The organism is Mesorhizobium sp. B2-1-3 (genome assembly GCF_006442495.1).
GTDB lineage: Bacteria > Pseudomonadota > Alphaproteobacteria > Rhizobiales > Rhizobiaceae > Mesorhizobium.
The window spans coordinates 23449-45291 of sequence record NZ_VFWL01000014.1 but is presented as its reverse complement, the minus strand read 5'-3'; the positions used below and the strand labels follow the sequence as shown (position 1 = coordinate 45291).

22 protein-coding genes are annotated in these 21843 nt (G+C 62.1%); 9 read left to right on the top strand and 13 right to left on the bottom strand.

The annotated features are described in order from the left end of the window. Window positions 1-64: 64 nt before the first annotated feature. From FJ973_RS21570 to FJ973_RS21560, 3 genes are all read right to left on the bottom strand, one after another. On the bottom strand, window positions 65-934 hold the full coding sequence (locus FJ973_RS21570; protein ID WP_140557611.1) for an NlpC/P60 family protein: 870 nt from the start codon (window positions 932-934) through the stop codon (window positions 65-67). A gap of 19 nt (window positions 935-953) precedes the next feature. Then, entirely contained in the window at window positions 954-1304 is a 351-nt protein-coding gene (locus FJ973_RS21565) for a MarR family winged helix-turn-helix transcriptional regulator (protein ID WP_140513216.1), read from the bottom strand. A gap of 77 nt (window positions 1305-1381) precedes the next feature. After that, window positions 1382-2746: a leucyl aminopeptidase family protein gene (locus FJ973_RS21560; protein WP_140513214.1), complete on the bottom strand. Its 1365-nt coding sequence runs from the start codon at window positions 2744-2746 to the stop codon at window positions 1382-1384. Window positions 2747-2876: 130 nt separating this feature from the next. Between FJ973_RS21560 and FJ973_RS21555 the strand changes: the two genes are divergently transcribed. Continuing rightward, window positions 2877-3698, top strand: coding sequence for a tetratricopeptide repeat protein (locus FJ973_RS21555; RefSeq protein ID WP_140496703.1), 822 nt, complete (start codon window positions 2877-2879; stop codon window positions 3696-3698). An 82-nt stretch (window positions 3699-3780) separates the two neighbouring features. On the opposite strand, the gene FJ973_RS21550 is transcribed toward FJ973_RS21555, so the two are convergent. From FJ973_RS21550 to FJ973_RS21510, 9 genes are all read right to left on the bottom strand, one after another. After that, on the bottom strand, window positions 3781-4797 hold the full coding sequence (locus tag FJ973_RS21550; protein ID WP_140496706.1) for a type II secretion system F family protein: 1017 nt from the start codon (window positions 4795-4797) through the stop codon (window positions 3781-3783). Between the two features lie 9 nt (window positions 4798-4806). After that, window positions 4807-5820: a type II secretion system F family protein gene (locus tag FJ973_RS21545; protein ID WP_140496708.1), complete on the bottom strand. Its 1014-nt coding sequence runs from the start codon at window positions 5818-5820 to the stop codon at window positions 4807-4809. Window positions 5821-5849: 29 nt separating this feature from the next. Beyond that, window positions 5850-7358, bottom strand: a complete 1509-nt coding sequence (locus FJ973_RS21540) for a CpaF family protein (RefSeq protein WP_140557609.1) — start codon at window positions 7356-7358, stop codon at window positions 5850-5852. A 29-nt stretch (window positions 7359-7387) separates the two neighbouring features. Then, on the bottom strand, window positions 7388-8677 hold the full coding sequence (locus FJ973_RS21535; RefSeq protein WP_140496712.1) for a CpaE family protein: 1290 nt from the start codon (window positions 8675-8677) through the stop codon (window positions 7388-7390). Window positions 8678-8711: 34 nt separating this feature from the next. Beyond that, window positions 8712-9449 carry a CpaD family pilus assembly protein gene (locus FJ973_RS21530; RefSeq protein WP_140496714.1) on the bottom strand — a complete coding sequence of 246 codons (738 nt, stop codon included), beginning with the start codon at window positions 9447-9449 and terminating at the stop codon, window positions 8712-8714. A 14-nt stretch (window positions 9450-9463) separates the two neighbouring features. Then, window positions 9464-10984, bottom strand: coding sequence for a type II and III secretion system protein family protein (locus FJ973_RS21525; protein ID WP_140513208.1), 1521 nt, complete (start codon window positions 10982-10984; stop codon window positions 9464-9466). After that, window positions 10981-11793, bottom strand: coding sequence for a Flp pilus assembly protein CpaB (gene cpaB / locus FJ973_RS21520; protein ID WP_140513206.1), 813 nt, complete (start codon window positions 11791-11793; stop codon window positions 10981-10983). Before cpaB ends, FJ973_RS21525 begins: the two co-directional genes overlap by 4 nt. A 201-nt stretch (window positions 11794-11994) precedes the next feature. Continuing rightward, window positions 11995-12513, bottom strand: a complete 519-nt coding sequence (locus tag FJ973_RS21515) for a prepilin peptidase (protein ID WP_140513204.1) — start codon at window positions 12511-12513, stop codon at window positions 11995-11997. Between the two features lie 161 nt (window positions 12514-12674). Continuing rightward, the gene (locus FJ973_RS21510) at window positions 12675-12854 is read right to left on the bottom strand and encodes a Flp family type IVb pilin (RefSeq protein ID WP_140557607.1); all 180 of its coding nucleotides are present in this window, start codon (window positions 12852-12854) and stop codon (window positions 12675-12677) included. Between the two features lie 320 nt (window positions 12855-13174). Between FJ973_RS21510 and FJ973_RS21505 the strand changes: the two genes are divergently transcribed. From FJ973_RS21505 to FJ973_RS21495, 3 genes are all read left to right on the top strand, one after another. Then, window positions 13175-13597, top strand: a complete 423-nt coding sequence (locus tag FJ973_RS21505) for a pilus assembly protein N-terminal domain-containing protein (RefSeq protein WP_140496732.1) — start codon at window positions 13175-13177, stop codon at window positions 13595-13597. A 127-nt stretch (window positions 13598-13724) separates the two neighbouring features. Continuing rightward, window positions 13725-14306 (top strand): TadE/TadG family type IV pilus assembly protein, encoded by a 582-nt coding sequence (locus FJ973_RS21500; RefSeq protein WP_140513202.1) that lies wholly within the window; start codon window positions 13725-13727, stop codon window positions 14304-14306. Between the two features lie 38 nt (window positions 14307-14344). Beyond that, a complete protein-coding gene (locus FJ973_RS21495) occupies window positions 14345-14965 on the top strand; it encodes a TadE/TadG family type IV pilus assembly protein (RefSeq protein WP_140523898.1) in 621 nt (206 codons plus the stop codon). A 5-nt stretch (window positions 14966-14970) separates the two neighbouring features. Here the strand turns inward: FJ973_RS21495 and FJ973_RS21490 are convergent, their stop codons facing one another. Next, window positions 14971-15888, bottom strand: a complete 918-nt coding sequence (locus FJ973_RS21490; protein ID WP_140557605.1) for a PhnD/SsuA/transferrin family substrate-binding protein — start codon at window positions 15886-15888, stop codon at window positions 14971-14973. Between the two features lie 135 nt (window positions 15889-16023). On the opposite strand from FJ973_RS21490, the gene FJ973_RS21485 reads away from it, so the two are divergent. The 5 genes from FJ973_RS21485 (at window position 16024) to dnaA (ending at window position 21829) form a co-directional block, all read left to right on the top strand. Continuing rightward, entirely contained in the window at window positions 16024-17265 is a 1242-nt protein-coding gene (locus tag FJ973_RS21485) for a phosphopentomutase (RefSeq protein ID WP_140557604.1), read from the top strand. Then, window positions 17258-18148 carry a bifunctional DNA-formamidopyrimidine glycosylase/DNA-(apurinic or apyrimidinic site) lyase gene (mutM, locus tag FJ973_RS21480; RefSeq protein ID WP_140496743.1) on the top strand — a complete coding sequence of 297 codons (891 nt, stop codon included), beginning with the start codon at window positions 17258-17260 and terminating at the stop codon, window positions 18146-18148. The genes FJ973_RS21485 and mutM overlap by 8 nt, the downstream gene beginning before the upstream one ends. Window positions 18149-18188: 40 nt before the next feature. Then, a complete protein-coding gene (locus FJ973_RS21475; protein WP_140496745.1) occupies window positions 18189-18962 on the top strand; it encodes an enoyl-CoA hydratase in 774 nt (257 codons plus the stop codon). A gap of 207 nt (window positions 18963-19169) precedes the next feature. Continuing rightward, on the top strand, window positions 19170-19436 hold the full coding sequence (gene rpsT / locus FJ973_RS21470; protein ID WP_140496747.1) for a 30S ribosomal protein S20: 267 nt from the start codon (window positions 19170-19172) through the stop codon (window positions 19434-19436). Window positions 19437-20284: 848 nt separating this feature from the next. Beyond that, window positions 20285-21829: a chromosomal replication initiator protein DnaA gene (gene dnaA, locus FJ973_RS21465; RefSeq protein WP_140496749.1), complete on the top strand. Its 1545-nt coding sequence runs from the start codon at window positions 20285-20287 to the stop codon at window positions 21827-21829. Window positions 21830-21843: the final 14 nt, after the last annotated feature.

The following is a 21843-nucleotide window of genomic DNA, read 5'->3' as shown; positions in this document are numbered from 1 at the left end:
AGAACAATCGGAACAAAAGGTGATCGAGCAGTTTTTCTCTCCCTGGGAGAAGGGAGGATTGGCGCTAGGGCCGCCGGAACCCCGTCGGCCCGCCGTAGAGATAGCCGATGCGGGCGACGGCTTCCTTCAGGCCTTCGCGCGACACCAACATGGTGTGGCCGTTGGCGTGGATCATGGTCTCGGCATCGGTCATGATGGCGACATGGCCTTTCCAGAAAACGAGATCGCCGCGGCGCAGGCCGGAATAATCGGGGCCTGGATCCAGCGGCTCGCCGATGCTCTGCGCCTGCATGTCGGAATCGCGCAGGACATCGGCGCCGGCCATGCGCATCGCCAGTTGCACGAGGCCGGAGCAATCGATGCCGAAGCCGGAGACACCACCCCAGAGATAGGGCGTGCCGAGAAACATCTCGGCCACCGAAACATAGTCGGCGGCCACATTACTGAGCGGCCGCAGGTGACCCGCTATGATTGCCTCACCGGAGGGCAGGACGGCATAGTGGGTGCCGCGCGTTTCGGCGGACCCGGTCACCGTGACGGTGGACCCCATCGACAGCTGTCCCGCGATCGGAAGGCGCAGATCCGGGCCGGGATAGAGGAAAGTTCGGGGCACGGAGACGATATGGGTGAGCGCATGATCCCGCCCGCCCAACATGGCGTCGGCGACATAGCCGACATAACCGTCCCGTTCGGCCTGGATCCAGGCCCAGCCCTCTCTGTCCTCGAAAACGAGCACGTCATCGCCGAATAGCGCTTGCGTGTTGACACCAGCGTCTGGACGCGGAGCCTTGCGGATATCGGCAACTGGGATCGAAATCCGCGCCGGCCGGCCGGCGACAAAGCGGTCGGCAGCGACCTCTCCTTTCAATCTCGCATCGGCAAGATCGGGCCGAAAGGCGTGGAGGCGGGCATCCCTGGCGGTCAAATCAGTCATCCATTGAAGCGGCTGGTCGTCAGATGGGCAGCTCTTGTGCCTTGGCGATGATACCATCGCCGAAGCGCTCGACAAAGAGGGCGCCTTCGACCGTGCGCTTGATCAGCACGTTGCGCTTGTCGAGCTCGTCGCGATGACGCGACACCAGTTTGAGCGCACCCATTGTATCCAACGCGCGGGTGATGACCGGTTTGGTGACGTTGAGACGGGCCGCCAGCCCGCGCACCGTGTGCGGCGGCGGATCGAGATAGATGGTGAACAGGATAGCCGTCTGGCGCATGGTGAGGTCGGGCGCGTCGTCGCGCACCTGCGACAGCATCACTTGCTGCCACAATCGCAAGGCCTGGCTCGGGCGCATCGAAATCGACATCGCACGAGAATGACGGCAAATTGTTTCGGTTCCGTTTCAGTTTCGGCAACCTGCCGGCCCTGAAAGTCGCCGCCACCTCAGCCAAAACGCTTCGAGATGACGCGCTCCAGTGCCCGGATGCCTTGCGCCTCGCCGCCGGCAGGTCCGTGCGGACGATCGGCGGGGTTCCAGGCGAATATGTCGAAATGCGCCCAGCTTGGCGTCTTCTCGACAAAGCGCTTGAGAAACAGCGCCGCGGTGATGGAACCGGCGAACCCATCGGTGGTGACATTGTTGATGTCGGCGATCTTCGACGATAGCTTCGCATCATAGGGCCGCCACAGCGGCATGCGCCACAGCGGATCCTCGACCGCCAGCGAGGCTGTCGTCAGTTCCGAGGCTAGTGCCTCGTCGCCGGTGTAGAAGGGCGGCAGGTCCGGACCTAGCGCGACACGAGCAGCCCCGGTGAGCGTCGCCATGTCGACAAGCAATTGCGGCTCCTCCTCGTCGGCCAGCGCCAGCGCATCACCCAGAACCAGTCTTCCCTCGGCATCGGTGTTGCCAATCTCGACTGACATGCCCTTGCGGCTCGCCAACACGTCGCCAGGCCTGAAGGCGTTGCCGGCGATCGAATTCTCGACGGCCGGGATCAGCACGCGCAGCCGCACGTTCAATCCGGAGGCCATGATCATCGAGGCCAGACCCAGCACATTGGCGGCGCCCCCCATGTCCTTCTTCATCAACAGCATGCCGGACGACGGCTTGATATCGAGGCCGCCAGTGTCGAAACAGACGCCCTTGCCGACCAACGTCACTTTCGGCGCGCTCCTTGGCCCCCAGCCCATGCCGATAAGACGCGGTGCGCTGGACGAAGCCCGGCCGACGGCATGGATCATCGGGAAATTCTGCTTGATGAGATCGTCGCCCTTGATGACCGACACCTCGGCCTTGTGAATTTCGGCCAGGGCTCGAACCGCCTTCTCCAGCTCGTCCGGCCCCATGTCGCTGGTCGGCGTGTTGACAAGATCGCGCGTCAGGAAGACGCCTTCGACGATGCGGCGAACGCGTTTTGCCTCTACGCCGGCCGGCAATTCGAAGCGCAGCGCCTTGCCCGGTTTCTTGCCATAGCGGGTAAAGACATAGCCGCCGAGGGCCAGCGCGATCGCCGCCAGCTCCGGCTCGGCCGGCGCGGAGGTGAAATGCCAGTCGCCCTCCGCCAGGCTTTTCGCCAGCGCGCCGACGGCCAGCGCGCCCTCGCCGTCGCCAATGCCGAACAAGGCACCGCCGAGCGCGCCGTTTTCCGCAGGCACGATGAGCGTCCTGCCCGCTTCGCCGGAGAAGCCGTTGGCCCTGGCCCACGCCACGGCTGATGACGTCAGACCGGCCGTCTCCAGACCGTCCTTAGCCACTAGATGGACAGGAAGCGGGTTGTTCAGCTTGTTCTCGACCAGTTCCACTGACATTCGATGTTCTCCTGCCGACGTCCGTCGATTCGGCGCTTCTTAACTGTCCGTTAGGGTTAACAGAATATTTCTTCGAGAGGGAAGATGGTCACGCAATGGCCACGCGCACGAATGGAGGCCCAGGGTGCCGATGTCGACGAACCGCACGATGAACGCCAGCGGAAAGCGGCTCATCACCACGGCCTTCATGCTCGCCCTCGCCGCAGGCGTTGCCGGCTGCGGAACCGACAAGATCAGCACAGGCTCGATCGGACGCACCAGCGGCAAGCCGCTGGAGACGATGTCGGCGGGAGAATTGCACAATGCGACGGCAGCGCTTGGCCAGTCCTATTCCAGGAATCCCAACGATAAGCGGATAGCGACCAACTTCGCCGCGGCGCTGCAGATGGATGGCGATGCCGACCAGTCGCTTGCCGTGATGCGCAAGCTGGCGATCGCCTATCCCAAGGATCGCGACGTGCTTGCCGCCTACGGCAAGGCGCTGGCCGCCAACGGCCAGTTCGAGGCGGCGCTTGATGCCGTGCGCCGGGCGCAGACGCCGGAATATCCCGACTGGAGGCTGGTGTCGGCGGAAGCGGCCATTCTCGACCAACTCGGCCAGAAGGACGACGCGCGCCAGCTCTACCGCAAGGCGCTGGAGCTCAAGCCGAACGAACCTTCGGTGCTTTCCAACCTTGGCATGTCCTATGTGCTGGGAGGCGACCTGCGCACCGCCGAAACCTATATGCGCTCGGCCGCACAGCAGCCGAATGCCGACAGCCGCGTGCGCCAGAACCTGGCGCTGGTCGTCGGCCTGCAGGGCCGCTTCGACGAAGCCGAGAAGATCGCCTCGCAGGAGCTGTCACCCGAACAGGCGCAGGCCAATGTCGCTTATCTCAGGCAGATGCTGGCTCAGCAAAATGCCTGGAGCCAGCTCAAGGACCAGGACAAGGCGAAAGCCGCAACCAACTGAGCGGCACGCGGCCACCGAACCCTGCATAAGAGAACCGCGCTGCGTCAGCCGCGCGGTTTTTCTTTGGATCGGTCAGATTCACCTACTGGCTGCTGGTTTCGTGCGCCTGGCCGAAGATGCCGCGCTGGCTGACCTGGATGCCGGCAGGGCCGAGGATGATGGCGAACAGCACCGGCAGGAAAAACAGGATCATCGGCACGGTGAGCTTGGGCGGCAAGGCGGCGGCCTTCTTCTCGGCAGCGTTCATGCGTTGGTCCCGGCTTTCACCCGCGAGCACGCGCAACGCATGCGCCACAGGGGTGCCGTAACGCTCGGCCTGGACGAGTGCCTGCGACACCGACTTGACGGATTCCAGGCCGGTGCGGCTGGCGAGGTTCTCATAGGCCTGCTTGCGCTCCTGCAGATAGGAGAGCTCGGCGTTCGTCAGGATGAATTCTTCCGCAAGGGCCACCGATTGGGCGCCGATCTCGTCGGCGACCTTGCGCAATGCCGCTTCCACCGACATGCCAGATTCGACGCAGATCAGCATCAGGTCAAGCGCGTCCGGCCATGCCATCTGGATCGATTGCTTGCGCTTGGTGGCGCGGTTGTTGACATAGACGACCGGTGCGTAGAAGCCGCCATAGGCAACGAGGACGCAGACGAACAGCCGGATGAACAATGGCTGCTGCGGCAGTCCTCCGAGCACGAATATGTAGATCACGCCCAGTGCGAAGCCGACAAACGGAAGCACGAGGCGGAAGAAGAGAAACCGCGTCAGCGGGTTCTGTCCACGGAAACCGGCAACCTTGAGCTTCTGCAAAGTACCCTCGTCGGCGAGGGCGCGCCGCAGGTCGAGCCTGTCGACGATGTTGCGCATGCCGATCGACTGTTCTTCGCGCAGGCCCTTGCGGCGGCGATCCGCCTCGCTTGCAAGCCGCGCGCGCTGCTTGGCGCGCAATTCGTCGCGTTCCAGCGCGACCGACTTCATGCGCGCCTTGAGCTGGTTTCCCCCAAATGCCGGCAGCAACGTGAAGACCGTCGCGAACACGGCAATGCCGACCAGCAGCGCGATCAGGAGGCCGGGATCCGTCAGTGATTTGACGACTTGTTCGGTCATGCCGCGGCCCTAGACTTCGAAGTTCATCATCTTGCGCATCACGAAGATGCCGATCGACATCCAGACGGCCGAAACTCCCAGGATCAGGTTACCGATGCTCGTGGTGAACAGCGGCATCAGGTAGTTGGGGCTGGAGAGATAGACGAGAAACGCGACGATGAAAGGCAGCGCGCCGATGATGGCGGCGGACGCCTTGGCTTCCATCGACAGCGCCTGGACCTTGGCCTTCATCTTCTTGCGGTCGCGAAGCACGCGCGAAAGATTGCCCAGCGCCTCGGAGAGATTGCCGCCGGCCTGCGACTGGATCTGAATGACGATGCCGAAAAAGCTCGCCTCGGTGCATGGCATGGTTTCGGGCATGCGCAAGGTGGCATCCGGGATCGACAGGCCCATCTGCTGCGAATCGACGATGCGGCGAAACTCGGCCTTGACGGGCTCGGGGGATTCATTGGCGATCAGGCGCACCGCATCGTTCAGCGGCAGGCCGGATTTGACCGCGCGCACGATGATGTCGAGCGCGTTGGGAAATTCGTTGAGGAATGCCTTGACCCGCCGCGCGCGGCGAAATGAGACGAACCAGCGCGGCAGGCCGAGCGCACCGGCCAGCAGCACGCCAGGCAAAACAAAAAGCGGCGCCCCCACCACAAAGGCGATGATCGTCAGGGCTAGGCCGCAAATGGCGGAGTAGATGTAGAAGCGTTCGATGGAAACCTTCAGGCCGGCTTGGCGCAGTTGGGCTTTCAGCGGCGGTTTCTTGACCGCGCTGTCCTTGGATTTCTGCTTCTCGTCGAGTTCCTTCAAGGAATCCTGGACCGACTTGCGTCTTTTGGCCGCCTCCGCCACGCGATCGCGCGAGGCCTTGACGACGGAGCGATCCGTCTCCGCGGTCTTGATCGTTTCCAGCCGCTTGCCGGCCTGCTTTTCGTTGCTGATCCGGGTGAACAGGAATGCATAGGCGACCGCGCCGGCGCTGAAGCCGGCGAGCACGACAAACGCCAATACGGTGCCGTCAATTCCAAACATCGACCAGAACCCTTACGCCTGCAGCAGCGTCAGTCAGCGCGTTTCTCCATCGCCTCAAGCGCTATTGCGAGGCGCTGCTCCTCGCCATAGTAACGGGCGCGGTCCCAGAAATGGGGGCGACCGATGCCGGTCGATACATGCTCTCCCAGCAGCCGCCCATTCGCGTCCTCGCCCTTGATGTTGTAGAGGACGATGTCCTGCGTGATGATGACGTCGCCTTCCATTCCGATCACCTCGGTGATGTGAGTGATGCGGCGCGACCCGTCGCGCAGGCGTGCCGCCTGGATAATCACGTCGATGGAGCCGACGACGATTTCGCGCACGGTCTTCTGCGGCAGCGAAAAACCGCCCATTGCGATCATGGATTCGATACGATTCAGGCATTCGCGCGGGCTGTTCGAGTGGATCGTTCCCATCGAGCCGTCATGGCCGGTGTTCATCGCCTGCAGAAGGTCGAACACTTCGGGTCCGCGCACTTCGCCGACGATGATGCGCTCGGGCCGCATGCGCAGGCAGTTCTTGACCAGATCCCGCATCGTCACCTCGCCTTCGCCTTCAAGGTTGGGCGGGCGGGTTTCCAGACGGACAACATGCGGCTGCTGTAGTTGCAGTTCGGCCGAGTCCTCGCAGGTGATGACGCGTTCCTCGCGGTCGATGTAGTTGGTCAGGCAGTTGAGCAGCGTCGTCTTGCCCGAGCCGGTGCCGCCGGAGATGACGATGTTGCAGCGGACACGGCCGATGATCTTGAGAACCTCGGCTCCTTGCGGCGAGATGGCGCCGAACTTCACCAGCTGATCGAGCGTCAGCTTGTCCTTCTTGAATTTGCGGATGGTGAGCGCGGTGCCGTCGATGGCGAGCGGCGGCGCGATGACGTTGACGCGGGAGCCGTCGGGAAGACGCGCATCGCAGATCGGGCTGGATTCATCGACGCGGCGGCCAACCTGGCTGACGATGCGCTGGCAGATGTTGAGAAGCTGCTGGTTGTCACGAAAACGAATGCCGGTCTGTTCGACCTTGCCGTTGACTTCGATGTAGACGTTCTTGGAGCCGTTGACCATGATGTCGGCGATGTCGTCGCGGGCGAGCAATGGCTCGAGCGGCCCATAGCCAAGCACGTCGTTGCAGATATCCTCGAGCAGTTCTTCCTGTTCGGCGATCGACATCGCGAAATTCTTGATCGCGATGATGTCGTTGACGATGTCGCGGATTTCCTCGCGCGCGCTTTCGGGATCGAGCTTGGCGAGTTGCGACAGGTCGATCGTGTCGATCAGGGCGGCGAAGACCTGGCTCTTGGTGTCGTAGTAGGTTTCACTCTTTTCGCGCGCCGCCCGCTTCGGCTCCGGAGCTATCGGCGGCGCCTCGACCGCGCGGCGGGCCGGCGGTGCAACAGGAGCGCTCGACTTAGGTGCGGCCGCCGGCCTCGCAAGAACCGCCGTATCGGCCGAATCCGCGACGGCTGGCGCGGTCGGCGCCGGTGCCGGCTGGCGGAATTCCGGCTTGAACCGGTTGCCGTCGTCGCTGCCTCTCTTACCAAACATGATCGACTACCGATTCCACTGAAGAAGCATCATTTCTTGTTGCGCGAAAGCTTGCCGAGCAGATTTCCGAGACCCGCTTTTTTCTTCACCCGGATTTCGCTGCGACCGGTCAGCACATGGGCAATTTCGTTGATCGTGGCGACAACCGGGTTCTTGGCGTCCATTTCACCAAGCATACGTCCGTTGTTAGCGGCATTGCCGAACAGCAGCGGGTCAAAGCCGATGATCGCCATCGCGGCCAGGCCGAGCGGCTCGGCGAAATCGGACGGGGAAATCTCCGGACGTTTGGGCACGCCGGCCTGATTGATGATGAGTTTGGGCGGCGAGTCGTTGGGACGAAGCCGTTTGAGCATGTCGACCAAATTCTTGGTATTGCGCAAATTGGCCAGTTCCGGCGTCGCCGTGATGACGATTTCATCGGCCTTGATCAGGGTGTTCTTGGTCCAACCCGTCCAGACATGGGGAACGTCGAGCACCAGGAGCGGCACGGTGCGCTGCGCGGTGTCGACAAGCTGCGTAAAGGCGTCGGGATCGAAATCATAGACGCGTTCGAGCGTCGAGGGCGCGGCGAGCAGCGAAAGGTGTTCGGCGCACTGGGTCAGCAGCCGGTCGAGATAGACTTCATCGATGCGCTCGGGCGAAAACACCGCTTCGGCGATGCCTTGCGCGGGATCCTGGTCGAAATTGATGTTGGCCGTGCCGAAAGCGAGGTCGAGGTCTGCGACGACCACCTCGGATTTGAACAGGGAGGACATCGCCCAAGCCACGTTATGGGCGATGGTGGAAGAGCCGACGCCACCCTTGGCGCCGACGAAGGCGATCGAGCGGCCGAGCGGCTCGGCTTCCGGATCGACAAAGATCGACGATATGACGCTGACGATGTCGGCCATCGACACCGGCGCGATGACATATTCGGAAATGCCGGAGCGGATGAGCTCGCGATAGAGGCCGACATCGTTGTAGTGGCCGATTACCACCACTTTGGAAGACGGGTCGCAATATTCCGAGAGCTGCGCGAGCTGTTCCAGCAGCTGTTTGGGTTCGCTGCGCGACTCCAGCAGGATCAGGTTCGGCGTCGGCGCCGACTGGTAGAATTCGATGGCCGTGGGGACGCCGCCCATATGGACCTTGAGATGGGCCTTGGTCATGCGGCGGTCCTCGCCGGCGCGCTCGACTGGATTGGCGACACCCTCGGTCTCGCAGAATGCCTGGATCGAGATGCGGGGAACCGGCCGCAGCGCCTGCATCGCGGCGATGTCCTGCGGCGAGGTCTCACCGCCGTCCATGGGGGCGTCATAGGCAAGGTTGCTCATGGTCATCTTTCCGTGACTTCTCTTTTCCTTAGGGCGCGGCTCAGTACGTCACTTCAGAATTGCCGAGGAACTCGTCCGAAATACCCCTGCTGCGGTAGACATCGATCACCGCGCCACGATTTTCCGCGTCGATGGTGGTCTGCTTGCGCGGCCCGATCAGGTCGGCCGGATTGGCCATCTGGGCGGCGAGATTGTTTTGATAGGAGCAGCCGAAATCGGCATAGTGTTTGTTCTCAGACGTCTCCAGCAGGTCATCTGGCCATCGTCCGCATTTGTCGGTCTGGGCCTTCACGGCGATATAGGCGACCCGGATCGGGGCGGATGTCTCGCTCGAGGCAGCCTGATAGGAGACGACCACGATCCGGTTGCGCTTGACGCCCGCGGCAATCGCGAGCCGGGCGAAATCGCGCGCTGCTGCGGCGGCGGCGACCTCGTTGGCCGAGCCGCTCGGAACCTGGATCGTCAGCGTCGGGGCAGCACTCTTGTCATAGCCGTCGAGGAAACCCAGGAGCGTATCGCGCTGCGAGCCGGTCATGCCGCGGTCACCTGCACCGACAGGTAGATCTATCTTTTGGTTCTTCTCGGCGATCACGATCGGATGGTTGGTGCGGTAGTCGTCTGGAATGGCGCCGACGGTGACACTGTCGCGCTGGGCGCAGCCGGCCAGCAATGCCGCCATCGCCACCGCCAGGGCAGGAATGGCGCGCCGGAGAATTCGCGAACGGCCGGAGCGCGTGGTCATGGCGATGGTCCTTGCCTGCAATGCTGACTGAGACATGTCCGCTTCCCCGTTCACTTGTAGATGAAGCCGACGACGCCGTGATAACGGCCGCTGGGCTTGTCCGTCTGCATTGTGCCGTAGACACGATTGACTCGGCCCAGGAACATACCGGCGCCATCGCTGGCGGCGTTGAAATTGTCGTCAGGTTTGGCGAGGTCGTTTCGTGCCACCGGTTTCACCAGATAGGGCGTGATGATGATCACCAGTTCGGTCTCGTTGCGCACGAAGTCTCTGCTTCGGAACAGTGTGCCGAGCACCGGGATCTTTGTCAGCCCGGGCAGGCCGGCGACAGCCTGCCTGACGTCATCGCGGACGAGGCCGGCGATCATCATAGAACCACCTGACGGCAATTCGACGGTCGTGTCGGCAAGTCTCTTGCGGATGGACAACAACGTGGTTCCGGGCAACCTGCCTGCAGCTTCCAGCGTGGTGGCGCCTTCGGCAGTAGGCTCCGACACGGACGTCCGGACCTTGAGGCTGATCCGACCGGCCGACAGCACAACCGGTTGGAACTCCAGGCCGATGCCGTATTCGAGTTTGTCGTTGGTGTATGTGACCTGCCCTGTCTTGTTCTCGTCTGAAACATTGTTCGTACGGCTGGTGATGAGATTGAACTCGCCACCGACCCTGAATGTCGCCTTCTCACCCGACACGGCGGTGAGGGTCGGCTCCGCCAGCGTCTTCATGACGCCACCTTGCTCCATTGCGTTTAGATACGCCTGAAGCGCCGAGGTGCCGATCGAAGCTCCCGAGAATTGCGACAGCGGTTTCCCAAGCCCGTATGCCGGGGTGCTCATCGCGTCATAGCTGATGCCGTTGCTACCGCCGCTGCCCACCATGTTGACGCCAAGCTGCTTCATCACGGAGCGGCTGACTTCGGCGACCGTCACCTTGAGCGTGACCTGGTCGTCGCCGATGATCTGCAAAAGATTGACGATTTTCGAGACGCGGCGTTCCTGGTCCGGATTGTTGATGTCGACACCACTCTGGGCCGAGCCGCCGGCCGCGGTCTGCGAATATTGTCCCGTCGTCGCTTCACCGCCCGAGACGAAGATCGTTGCCAGGTCGACGGCGCGTTTGGCGTCCAGCGGCGTGTCGACGGTTCCCGTCAGGACGACGTTGTCGTTCAGCAGTTCGACCTTGATGGACGATGTCGGGATGAAGCGCTTGATATAATCCTCCAGGCCTGCGACGTCGCGTTCGACGGCCAGATCGAGGCTGACGATCTGTTCGCCATTCGGCCCGAACACAAAGATGTTGGTCTCGCCAACCGCCTTGCCGAACAGGTAGATGCGCCTCGCGGTGCGGGTCACCGCATCGGCGACGGTCGGATTGGCGACAAGAATGTCGTAGGCATCACTCGGCAGGTCGATGACAACCGACTTGTTGAGGCCGAGCTTGACGCGCTGGGTGGCCGCCGAAGCCGAAACCTGTGCACTCTTGGCCTCGACAACGCTCTGCACGTTTGTCCCAATGAGCAGCAGGCCGAAAGCCGCTGCCATGATCGCCGGCAGTTTACCGCTTAGCCTCATTTCCTTGCCCCCACTTCGGAAACTTCGCCCGACTTGATCAGCCTGACCGTTCCCTTGCGGCCATTGCCGGAAACGAGATAGTCGGCCTCATCCAAATTCTTTTCCTGGGTGTCCGTGATCGCGCGCAGCGCGAGCGTCAGGCGATCCGCCATCTGCTGGGCGACGGTGATGATCTCCGCCTGCTTGGGCGTCAGTTCCAGCGTGGCGGTCTGGCCCACCCTGGTCTTCTTGCCTTCCTCGTCCTCCTGGATGGTCTGGTCGATCGCCAGGACGCGGATGTTCTTGAGGATGGTTTCGGTGTTGAAGCCGGAGCCGCCGCTGTTGGCATCGGCCCGGCGGGTCATGATGACGTCGACGAAATCATTCGGAAGGATGAAGCCGCCGGCAGAGGTGTCGGCCGATATCGTCGTGGCGACCGCCCGCATGCCGGAAGGCAGGATCGACGACATGAAGCTTTGCCCCTCGCCGATCAGCTTGGAACGCCGCACCGGCTCGCCCGCGTACATCGGCACACGGGCTATGGACCCCTTCAGTTTCTCCAGGGCGTCGGGAGCAGTGGCCTTGGTGATGAAATTGGCGTTGATGCCGTCGGCCGGCCAGGATTGCCAGGCAATGTTGTTCTCGAGCTGGCTGCCCATGGTGACATCACCCGACAGGACAAGCACGTCCTGCAATGCCACGGCGGGAGCCGCTGGACCGGACTCGACGATCTGCGGTGGCGGCGCGGCGACCATGTTCTTCGCGACATAGCCAGCACCACCCGCCGCGGCGACCGCCACGCTCAGAATAATCAATCGGGATGCTGGCATCTGTCCGAACCCTCGCCTTGGCAAACCACCTAGCCAGGCCGGACTTTGCAGCGGCAATCGTCAAAACAAGGTTAATGTAATGCTTACGATCGTGATTAATTTAAGGTTTACATAAATTAGCTGTATTGCGCAGCCACGGACAAACAGCCAGCCCCGCTCCGCGGAGCCAGCCGCAACACAGCCAAGGAATGATCGGTAAGGTCAGGCCGCCAGCCTGGCCAGCGCCCAGACCATCAGGGGCGAATCCGGGTAGGTCAGCAATCCGCCCAAACCGAGCGCGATGCCGTAGGGAACCCCGGTCGTCTCGTCCGCGAAGTGACGCAGGAACGGATTGCGGCCGGTAAAAACCGCAAGCGGCGACTTCCGGTAGACGAGAATGGCAAGCGTCAGCAAGCCGCCTATGAAGGTCGAGACCACGAGATACTCGACGAGCTGGATGTTGAGTCCCATCCACACGGCGGTCGCGGCCAGCAGCTTGGCATCACCGCCGCCCATGCCGCCCATTGCAAAGAGGCCGAACGTTGCGGCAAGAACCAGCGCGCCGGCGGCGAAATGCCAGCCATAGGCCGCCCATTCCATGCCGGTCAGCGGCGCAACCAGCGCGAAGACGACGACGAGCAGCACCGGCACGCGATTGGCGATCGTCATCGACAGCATGTCGGAGATCGCGGCGAACAGCATGCAGAACGGGAAGACGACGAAGATCAGGGCTTCAAGCATCGGCGCTATGCCTATTGTCGGATTAAGCCGCACTCAATCTAAGCATGTTCGATTAACGATTGATGAGGCCCAGGGCAAAAAGACATTGAATAGAACAAGGGCCGCCAGGTGGCGGCCCTTGTCCAGAACGCAATCCGAGCGCTCAATATACTTGACGTCGTTCAGGGCGTCGGGACTTTGTTCAGAGAGGTTCCGATAGCTTCGAACTTGGCGTTGATGGCGTTGCCAAGCGCGCCGGCGCCGACGATGATGGCGAGCGCGATGAGGGCGGCGATCAGACCATATTCGATAGCGGTCGCGCCGGATTCGTCCTTTACGAAACGTGCAATGAGATTAGACATTCGAGAGCTCCTACTCCACGTGTTACAGCACTTCCGTCAACTTCTGTGATGGTTGATCGGATGCTGCCAATCTAGGGAGAAGCTCTTTCGATCGACTTAATAAACAGCCTTACCGATTCCTTTCCCGGTTGGAACATATTGCGTGGTTAACTATGGGCTAAGCGCCGGCCGAGGCGCAATTCCCAGGCAAGCAGCCGCAAAAGAAACAGCTCCGCGGCGCGTATGACGATCGCGGCATATGGCGCCCGGGCCTGCTTAACCGTTGGTTCACCAATCTCGTTCATGTTCCGTTGAACAGTCCGCCCGCCTGGAGCGCGTCAATGGCCGAGCCGAAATCGTCGATCCTGATTGCCGTGCTTCTTGCCGCCGTGAGCTTTGTCATGCCCGCCAGGGCCGACACCGGCATCGAGGTCACCATGAACCAGGCCAAGATCGTCAAACTGTCGCGCCCCGCCGACACGATCGTGGTCGGCAACCCGGCAATCGCCGACGCGTCCGTGCAGGACGCCTCGACGATCGTGCTGACTGGCAAGGGCTTCGGCGTCACCAACCTCGTCGTCCTCGACCAGGATGGCAGCCCGATCATCGATGAACAGATCACCGTCGTGCGGCAGGCGGCCTCGTCGGTGCGCATCTACCGGCGCGCTGAAGTTCAGACCATGTCCTGCACGCCCTATTGCGAAAGCTCCTACAAGAGCGAAGCCGAAAAATCCTCAGAAGCCGAGATGAGCGTCAGCCGGTAGGCACGCGGTCCAGGTTAGCGGGTGGTTAAGGCGCCCGCGGCGACTTTAACGATCATTCAAACCGGACTTCAACTGGTTTGCACTAGTACACCTGCCGAGACCGTCTGGGGATGGGCAGGATCAGAGCATGAGCATCGAATTCGTCTCGACAAGCGACCGCAAGGCAAGACGGGCACGGCTTTTCGCACGCTTCGCCGGCGACCGCCGCGGCAGTACGGCACTGGAATTCGCGCTGCTCGCATTGCCGTTCGCGGTTCTTGTCTTCGCCATCCTGGAAAGCTGCATCTCATTTGCCGGCCAGGAAGTTATGGCCAACATCACCGACGACATCGCGCGCAAATTGCGCACCGGGCAGTTGAGACCGGCCGACGTCGCCGGGGACAAGTTGAAGACCATGATCTGCGACAAACTGAAGATCATCGTCTCGCAGGATTGCCCAAATCAGCTGGACGTGGACCTTCGCGCATATACCACGTTCGCCGACGCGGCCACGGCCAGCTTCAAGATCGAGAATGGCGAGATCATCTTGATGCAAGGCGCCAACTCGCAGCCCTTCGCGACCACGCCGGGCCTGGCAGAATCGAAGAACATGCTGCGGGTCTTCTACAAATGGCCCGTCATGACCGATCTTCTGGCTCAGTCGATGGGCGGTAACAAGACACTGCATTTTGCATCGGTGACCTGGCAGAACGAGCCATTCGACAACTGAGTTCGCGGCGAAAGCAAAGCCAAGAAAAAGGGACGGGCATGATGCGTGCGGGGGCACATCCAGAAATTGCAGGACGCTGGGGGAAGTGGGTCGGTTTCATACGCGATCGCCGTGGCATCGCGGCGGTCGAGTTCGCTCTCATCGTGCCAATCCTGCTGATCATGTATTTCATCACCATGGAGGCTTCGCAGGCCATCGAGACCAGCAAGAAGGTCAGCCGCATCGGCAGCATGGTCGCGGATCTGGTCACGCAGCAGCCGACCATCGTCAAGGCGGATCTGGATGCCATCATGAAGATCGGCACCTCCACCTTGCAGCCGTACAATCGCTCGAAGCCGGATATCACCATCACGGCAATACAGGTCACAACCGACACGCCGCCCAGGGTGAACGTGGTGTGGTCGCGCAAGGTGGTCAATGGTGCTTACAGTATCGGCACCGCCCTGCCCGCAACCACTACGGTTCCGGCAACGCTCAGGGTCGCAGGCACCTTTCTCATTCGTGTCGAAAGCAAACTTGGTTACAAACCGATCATCACCTGGTCCGCAGACAGCTCACAGACGGCCGGATTGACGACGGTCTTCAACAACATATCGATGGGCGAGACCTATTATCTGCGTCCGCGCAGAAGCCTGACGATCCCTTGCGGCGACTGCTGACGACCCTATCGCCGCACGCCACCGTCCGACACCAGACGCACGATGGCGTGCGCCATCTCGTAATCCTTGGGAACCACGGTGGCGAAACCGCCGGAATGCCTCGATTCCAGCAGGTCGTAGATGTCGGGCGTCGTCGATTTGAGATTGGTCAGGAAAACCGCCAACCGGCGCTTGGCTTCCGGGTCGAGATCGCTACGCACCGCGTGAGGACCGTATCTCAGCAAACCCGACGTCCATACGACTTGAAGGGCGGTCGCCGAAAGCCCGGCGGCTTCGAGCCTTGCCTGCGTGCCCGATAGTCTTGGCTCGCCGTCGGCCGCCGCCGTCGCCCAGCCGAACAAGGCATCGGCCTGGCCATCGACCAGCATTCCTTCCGCGGCCGAGGCGGAACCGGCGTGAACCAGAAACGATGCGTCCTCTGCGATCTTGACGTGCTCGGCAGCCAGTCCGGCCAATGGCAAAAGAGAACCAATGCTGTCCGCCGGCGGCATGGCGATCCGGTGGGTTTCCATCGCGGCCAGGCTGGGCACCTTGCCATCCTTCGTCAGCAGCACGGCGCGGATGCCGACCGCGCCATCGGAATCGACCGGTGCCACAAGCGGTTCGACGCACTCGCAGCGTCTTGACGCCGTTGCATAGGCGGTCGCCGAGTAGACGGCATATTCGATGCGGGCATTGGCCTGCGCATCGATCAGCGCGGCATAGTCACGGGCAACGACGAACTCCACCTTCATGCCCAGCGCGTTGGTAAAGGCCTCGGTCAACCGCGCCAGGCCTGGAACGGTGTTGGCGGCGCCGGGTTCGGCGACGATGCCGATGCGAAACGTGCCGATATCGTCACGCCAGTCGGCGTGCGCCGAGCCGGACCAGACCGCGCCTTGCGCGATCATGAGAGCGGCGCATGTCTTCAGGGCAGCTTTCATGGGAGACCCGGTCCTGCGATCCGTCAATGAATTGGTTCCGGACTATCGCGCCGAGCGGTTGCCGTTTGGTTTCCGAATTGCCAATGCCGCCGTGGATCCCTATGTCTGGGTGCTCAAACCGGCAATAATGACCTCATGGCGCGTGCTTTCCTCTTCGTCCTGGATTCCTTCGGCATAGGCGGCGCCGCCGACGCCGAACGCTACGGAGATGCCGGTGCCAACACCTTCGCCCATATCACCGAGGCCTGTGCGGAAGGCCGCGCCGATCGCGAAGGACTTCGCCAAGGGCCGTTGTTTGTTCCCAACATGGCGTCGCTCGGACTTGGCAAGGCTGCCGAGACCGCGACGGGGCTGGGCTTTGCCGCTTTCGGGACGGATCTCGTCGACAATGCCTTCCACGGTGCCGCCCAGGAGGTTTCGAGCGGCAAGGACACGCCATCCGGTCATTGGGAGATAGCCGGCCTGCCGGTGCGTTTCGACTGGGGTTATTTTCCCGACACGATCCCAGCCTTTCCCGCCGAACTGACCGAGGCGATCATCCGCGAGGGCAAGGTGCCGGGCATTCTCGGCAACTGCCATGCGCCTGGTACCGAGGTCATCGAACGGTTCGGCGAGGAGCACATCCGCACGGGCAAGCCGATCTGCTACACCTCGGTGGACTCAGTCCTGCAAGTCGCCGCGCACGAGGTCCATTTCGGACTGGAGCGGCTCTACGAATTCTGCAAGGTGGTGCGTCGCCTGGTTGATCCGTTGAGGATCGGAAGGGTGATCGCGCGACCGTTCGTCGGCGAGACGGCAGCCACTTTCGAGCGGACCTACAACCGACACGACTACGCCGTGCCGCCACCCGAGCCGACATTGCTCGACCGGCTGACGGCGCGTGGCAGCCGCGTCATCGCCGTGGGCAAGATCGGCGACATCTTTGCCCATCGGGGGATTTCGGAAGTGCGCAAGGCCGCGGGCAACATGGCCATGTTCGACCAGGCGCTTGATGCAATGGATGCGGCCCGCGACGGCGATCTCGTCTTCGCCAATTTCGTCGATTTCGACACCGAGTTCGGCCATCGCCGCGATGTTGCAGGTTATGCCGCCGCGCTCGAGGCCTTCGACCGGCGACTGCCGGAAGCATTCGCGAGATTGCGACAGGGCGATCTGCTGATCCTGACGGCCGACCACGGCAACGACCCGACCTGGCGCGGCACCGACCACACACGCGAACGCATTCCGGTGATCGGCATCGGACCAGGTCTGACGGGCGGCGACATCGGGCTGAGAACGACATTCTGCGACATTGGTGAAACCGTGGCCGAACATCTCGGGTTGGCGCACGGCCGCTACGGCACTTCCTTTTACCCGGATATGGGCGGCCATGCCTGAATTGCCCGAGGTCGAGACGGTCCGGCGCGGGCTGGAGCCGGTTCTGGAGGGTGCCCGCATCATCCGCGCCGAGGCACGCCGGCCGGACCTGCGTTTTCCATTCCCCGAAAAATTCGCCGAGCGGCTGACCGGCAAGACGATCACGGCGCTCGGACGCCGAGCCAAATATCTGACGATGGATCTCGAAGGCGGTCCCGCCCTGATCTGCCATCTCGGCATGTCGGGCTCGTTTCGCATCGAGACGGCCGACGCTGCCGAAATGCCCGGCGTGTTCCATCACGAGCGGTCGAAGAGTTCGACGCACGACCATGTCATCTTCGACGTCGCCTCTCGGGACGGCACCCGCTCGCGCGTGGTTTTCAACGATCCGCGTCGCTTCGGCTTCATGCTGTTTTGCGAAGGGCCGCCGGACACCCATCCGATGCTGGCGGGGCTCGGCGTCGAACCCACCGGCAATGCGCTTGACGGAGTGCTGCTGGCCTCGCTGCTGAAGGGCCGGAAATCGCCGCTGAAGGCCGCTCTTCTCGACCAGAGATTGATAGCCGGGCTCGGCAACATCTATGTCTCGGAGGCGCTATGGCGCGCCGGGCTGTCGCCGCTGCGCGAGGCGGGCACGATAGCCAAAGCCGGCAAGAAAGCGGGTGAGCAAAGCCGGGGGCTTGCCGTGGCGGTCCGCTCGGTCATCGCAGATGCCATTGCGGCCGGCGGATCGTCGCTGCGCGACTACATGCAGACCGACGGTTCGCTGGGCTATTTCCAGCACTCCTTCGCGGTGTATGACCGGGAGGGCGAACCCTGCTCCAAGCCTGGCTGCGGCGGCCATATCGAGCGCATCACGCAGAGCGGCCGCTCGACCTTCTATTGCCGGACCTGTCAGCGGTGAGCTAGATCGATCTTCAATTGCCTGGAAAGGAGCCGAAGCCATGGCCTATGAAACGATCGTCGTTGAAACCAGGGGCAAGGTCGGGCTGATCACCTTGAACCGGCCGAAGGCGCTCAATGCGCTGAATTCCCAGGTCATGGCGGAATTGGTGGCCGCGGTAAACGTGTTCGGGGCAGATGACGGCATCGGCGCGATGGTCGTCACCGGTTCCGAGAAGGCCTTCGCCGCAGGCGCCGACATCAAGGAAATGCAGTCGATTTCCTACGTCGATGCCTACATCAAGGACTTTTTCGTCGGCTGGGAAGAGTTGACCCGGGCGCGCAAGCCGATCATCGCGGCGGTGGCCGGCTATGCGCTGGGCGGCGGCTGCGAACTGGCGATGATGTGCGACTTCATCATCGCCGCCGACACGGCAAAATTCGGCCAGCCCGAAATCACGCTCGGCGTCATTCCCGGCATGGGCGGTTCACAACGCCTGACCCGGTTCGTCGGCAAGTCGAAGGCGATGGACATGTGCCTGACCGGGCGGATGATGGATGCCGCGGAGGCCGAGCGTTCCGGCCTGGTCTCGCGCGTCGTGCCTGCCGGCGAGCTTGTCGAGGAGGCCGTCAAGGCGGCGGCCAAGATCGCCGATTTTTCGCTGCCGTCGGTGATGATGGCAAAGGAAGCCGTCAACCGAGCCTATGAAACGACGCTCGCCGAGGGGCTGCGGTTCGAACGTCGACTGTTCCATTCGCTGTTTGCGCTCGACGACCAGAAGGAAGGCATGGCGGCCTTCGCCGAGAAGCGCAAGCCGAATTTCACCAATCGCTGACAGCGCACCTCCGGGGCGCGAAATGCTTCGGCGTGGCTGAAAAAATGCTCCGGCGCGACGACAGCCAAAAAGAACGCCAGCCAGCGTTGACGCGCCGGGAAAGCTGAACTATAAGCCGCACCAACCGAGGCGGCCCTGTGGCTGCCCGTTTGTTTTTTGTGCCCTGCGGCATGCCGCATGCGCCGACCAGATCAGAAGAGAGGCATCATGGCCAATACATCCTCGGCCAAAAAGGCAACGCGCAAGATCGTCCGCCGCGCGGCGATCAATAAAAACCGCCGCTCGCGCGTCCGCACTTATGTGCGCCAGGTCGAGGAGGCGCTCGCCTCCGGCGACAAGGCCGCCGCGCAGGCGGCGTTCAAGGCCGCCGAGCCGGAATTGATGCGTGCCGCGACAAAGGGCGTGATCCACAAGAACACCGCGGCCCGCAAGGTTTCACGGCTGGCCCAGCGCCTCAAGGTGCTGTCGGCCTGACGTCCCTTTCCGGACTGATCTTCTGAGAACCCGGCCGATAGTGCCGGGTTTTTTCGTTTGCCGGCAAGCACTTAAAAAGAATACTCGGAAACGGCGTCGAAAGCGGAGTTTGCGGTCCGAAATGCTTTGCCGGCATATGCGTGCCGGCTGATGGTCCAGATACTTGAAAAGTGTCGGCTAAAAAATTCTCCCTCCGCAGAAATAATCAATATTTCCCAGCTAGTTACAGATAGTCATCCACACGTTGTCCACAGCGCGGCGAAGCGCCAGGAGAACAACTGGCTGTCAAGCGATTTATTTCACAAAATTTCGCGCCAGCCCGGCTTTTTCATATTCGCCGGAAAAGGGTTTGAATCACAATGGCTTTGTCAAACTATAGTGCTGCCGCATGGCGCTTCGGCGCGCCGGACCTAACCAGATTCCTTAAAAATCCGTTAGACGTGGCCTTGCCCTATCCACAGCGATTTCGGTAATGTCGGTCCATCGAAAGGGATGGGCCGGGTGGCCCTGACCCAGCCTGAATGGGCCAGCTTAAATTGGCGGGGTTTGTGGCGCGGATCAAGTCCGCGGACAGGTTTGGTTTGCTCTTTTTCGATACGGTAGGGGACTGGCGTAACTATACATGGCAGGTCGACAGCGCCGGCGATTTTCGCCGGACGGTGTTGCATTGCCCTGACATACCCAACACGGACTGGCTTCCATGGGCCGGCACCGGTTCCCTGGACAATGGGCGACGTTCATCTGCCGGCGGCGGCAGCGGGCGTCGTAGCAAAGCGCAGTCGCTGGAACACGGATGCAGGAGGCGCATCCCCGGCGGAAAAACAGGTACAGAGACAAGGAACTCGATCATGCAGAGCGGCGTCGAAAGGGAGCTTACCAATGACATCCCATTTTCAGGAAATCTGATCGGAGCTGATGAGATGGCGGCTTCCAGCGACGCGGAACAGAAGTTCGACCGGGTCAAGGCCCAGTTGAAGGCGCGGTTGGGAACCGAAGTCTATTCGAGCTGGTTCGGGCGCATGAAGGTCGCGGAGGCTTCAAAGGGCATCGTTCGCATTTCGGTGCCCACTGCCTTCCTGCGCTCGTGGATCAACGGCCATTATCTCGACCTTATCTGCGAGCTTTGGAAGCACGAGGATCCCGAGATCCTCAAGATCGAGATCATCGTGCGCACAGCCACCCGCCAGGGGCGCAGCCATGCCGAACCGGAATTGGCGCCGGCGCGCAAGATGACGCGACAAACGCAGACGGCGCTGGCCGCCGGCACCGTAAGCCCCGGCAGGCTGGAGCGGGCTCCGGCGCCGCGCCCGGGCATGCCGGCCGAGAGCGAGTTCCGCCACAATGTGCTGGGATCGCCGCTCGATCCGCGTTACACGTTCGCCTCTTTCATCGAAGGGCCGTCGAACCGGGTGGCCTTCGCCGCGGCCAAGGCCGTGGCGGAATCGCAGTCGAGCGCGGTGCGCTTCAACCCGCTCTTCCTTCATGCGACGGTCGGCCTCGGCAAGACCCATTTGTTGCAGGCTATCGCCGCGGAATCGCTGAAGCAGAACCCGAAATCGCGCGTCGTCTACCTGACGGCGGAATATTTCATGTGGCGCTTCGCCACCGCGATCCGCGACAACAATGCCTTGACGCTCAAGGAACAGCTTCGCGATATCGACCTGCTCATCATCGACGACATGCAATTCCTGCAGGGCAAGTCGATCCAGCACGAATTCTGCCATCTGATCAACATGCTGCTCGACAGCGCCAAGCAGGTCGTCGTCGCCGCCGACCGGCCCCCGTCTGAACTGGAATCCCTCGAACCGCGGGTCCGCTCGCGCCTCAATGGCGGCGTCGCGCTCGAAATGTCGGCCCCCGATTTCGCCATGCGCCTGGGCATGCTCAAGCTGCGCCTCGCCACCGCCAGGCACGACGACGCTTCCCTCGACATCTCCGACGAGATCCTCAATCACGTCGCCCGCACGGTGACCGGCAGCGGCCGCGAACTGGAAGGCGCCTTCAATCAACTCCTGTTCCGCCAGTCTTTCGAGCCGCAGATCACCATCGATCGCATCGACGAGATCCTCGGCCATATCTACCGCACCGGCGAGCCGAAGCGGGTCCGTATCGAGGATATTCAGCGCATCGTCGCGCGGCACTACAATGTGTCGAAGACCGAGTTGCTGTCCAACAGGCGCACGCGCACCATCGTCAAGCCGAGGCAGGTCGCCATGTATCTGTCCAAGGTGATGACGCCGCGCTCGCTGCCCGAGATCGGGCGGCGCTTCGGCGGCCGCGATCACACAACGGTGCTGCACGCAGTGCGCAAGATCGAGGATCTTTCCGGCGGCGACAACACGCTGGCGCAGGAACTGGAACTGTTGAGACGGTTGATCAACGACCAGGCCTGAGCCGTTCGAAAACG

What these genes read in the sequence shown, in the direction of transcription:
- mutM (WP_140496743.1), top strand. Translation starts at nt 17,258, where the DNA reads ATGCCTGAATTGCCCGAGGTCGAGACGGTCCGGCGCGGGCTGGAGCCG.
- FJ973_RS21475 (WP_140496745.1), top strand. Translation starts at nt 18,189, where the DNA reads ATGGCCTATGAAACGATCGTCGTTGAAACCAGGGGCAAGGTCGGGCTG.
- FJ973_RS21535 (WP_140496712.1), bottom strand. Translation starts at nt 8,677, where the DNA reads ATGACCATGAGCAACCTTGCCTATGACGCCCCCATGGACGGCGGTGAG.
- FJ973_RS21555 (WP_140496703.1), top strand. Translation starts at nt 2,877, where the DNA reads ATGTCGACGAACCGCACGATGAACGCCAGCGGAAAGCGGCTCATCACC.
- FJ973_RS21570 (WP_140557611.1), bottom strand. Translation starts at nt 934, where the DNA reads ATGACTGATTTGACCGCCAGGGATGCCCGCCTCCACGCCTTTCGGCCC.
- dnaA (WP_140496749.1), top strand. Translation starts at nt 20,285, where the DNA reads ATGCAGAGCGGCGTCGAAAGGGAGCTTACCAATGACATCCCATTTTCA.
- FJ973_RS21545 (WP_140496708.1), bottom strand. Translation starts at nt 5,820, where the DNA reads ATGTTTGGAATTGACGGCACCGTATTGGCGTTTGTCGTGCTCGCCGGC.
- FJ973_RS21565 (WP_140513216.1), bottom strand. Translation starts at nt 1,304, where the DNA reads ATGTCGATTTCGATGCGCCCGAGCCAGGCCTTGCGATTGTGGCAGCAA.
- FJ973_RS21510 (WP_140557607.1), bottom strand. Translation starts at nt 12,854, where the DNA reads ATGTCTAATCTCATTGCACGTTTCGTAAAGGACGAATCCGGCGCGACC.
- FJ973_RS21530 (WP_140496714.1), bottom strand. Translation starts at nt 9,449, where the DNA reads ATGTCTCAGTCAGCATTGCAGGCAAGGACCATCGCCATGACCACGCGC.
- FJ973_RS21495 (WP_140523898.1), top strand. Translation starts at nt 14,345, where the DNA reads ATGATGCGTGCGGGGGCACATCCAGAAATTGCAGGACGCTGGGGGAAG.
- FJ973_RS21500 (WP_140513202.1), top strand. Translation starts at nt 13,725, where the DNA reads ATGAGCATCGAATTCGTCTCGACAAGCGACCGCAAGGCAAGACGGGCA.
- FJ973_RS21485 (WP_140557604.1), top strand. Translation starts at nt 16,024, where the DNA reads ATGGCGCGTGCTTTCCTCTTCGTCCTGGATTCCTTCGGCATAGGCGGC.
- rpsT (WP_140496747.1), top strand. Translation starts at nt 19,170, where the DNA reads ATGGCCAATACATCCTCGGCCAAAAAGGCAACGCGCAAGATCGTCCGC.
- FJ973_RS21560 (WP_140513214.1), bottom strand. Translation starts at nt 2,746, where the DNA reads ATGTCAGTGGAACTGGTCGAGAACAAGCTGAACAACCCGCTTCCTGTC.
- FJ973_RS21525 (WP_140513208.1), bottom strand. Translation starts at nt 10,984, where the DNA reads ATGAGGCTAAGCGGTAAACTGCCGGCGATCATGGCAGCGGCTTTCGGC.
- FJ973_RS21550 (WP_140496706.1), bottom strand. Translation starts at nt 4,797, where the DNA reads ATGACCGAACAAGTCGTCAAATCACTGACGGATCCCGGCCTCCTGATC.
- cpaB (WP_140513206.1), bottom strand. Translation starts at nt 11,793, where the DNA reads ATGCCAGCATCCCGATTGATTATTCTGAGCGTGGCGGTCGCCGCGGCG.
- FJ973_RS21490 (WP_140557605.1), bottom strand. Translation starts at nt 15,888, where the DNA reads ATGAAAGCTGCCCTGAAGACATGCGCCGCTCTCATGATCGCGCAAGGC.
- FJ973_RS21515 (WP_140513204.1), bottom strand. Translation starts at nt 12,513, where the DNA reads ATGCTTGAAGCCCTGATCTTCGTCGTCTTCCCGTTCTGCATGCTGTTC.
- FJ973_RS21505 (WP_140496732.1), top strand. Translation starts at nt 13,175, where the DNA reads ATGGCCGAGCCGAAATCGTCGATCCTGATTGCCGTGCTTCTTGCCGCC.
- FJ973_RS21540 (WP_140557609.1), bottom strand. Translation starts at nt 7,358, where the DNA reads ATGTTTGGTAAGAGAGGCAGCGACGACGGCAACCGGTTCAAGCCGGAA.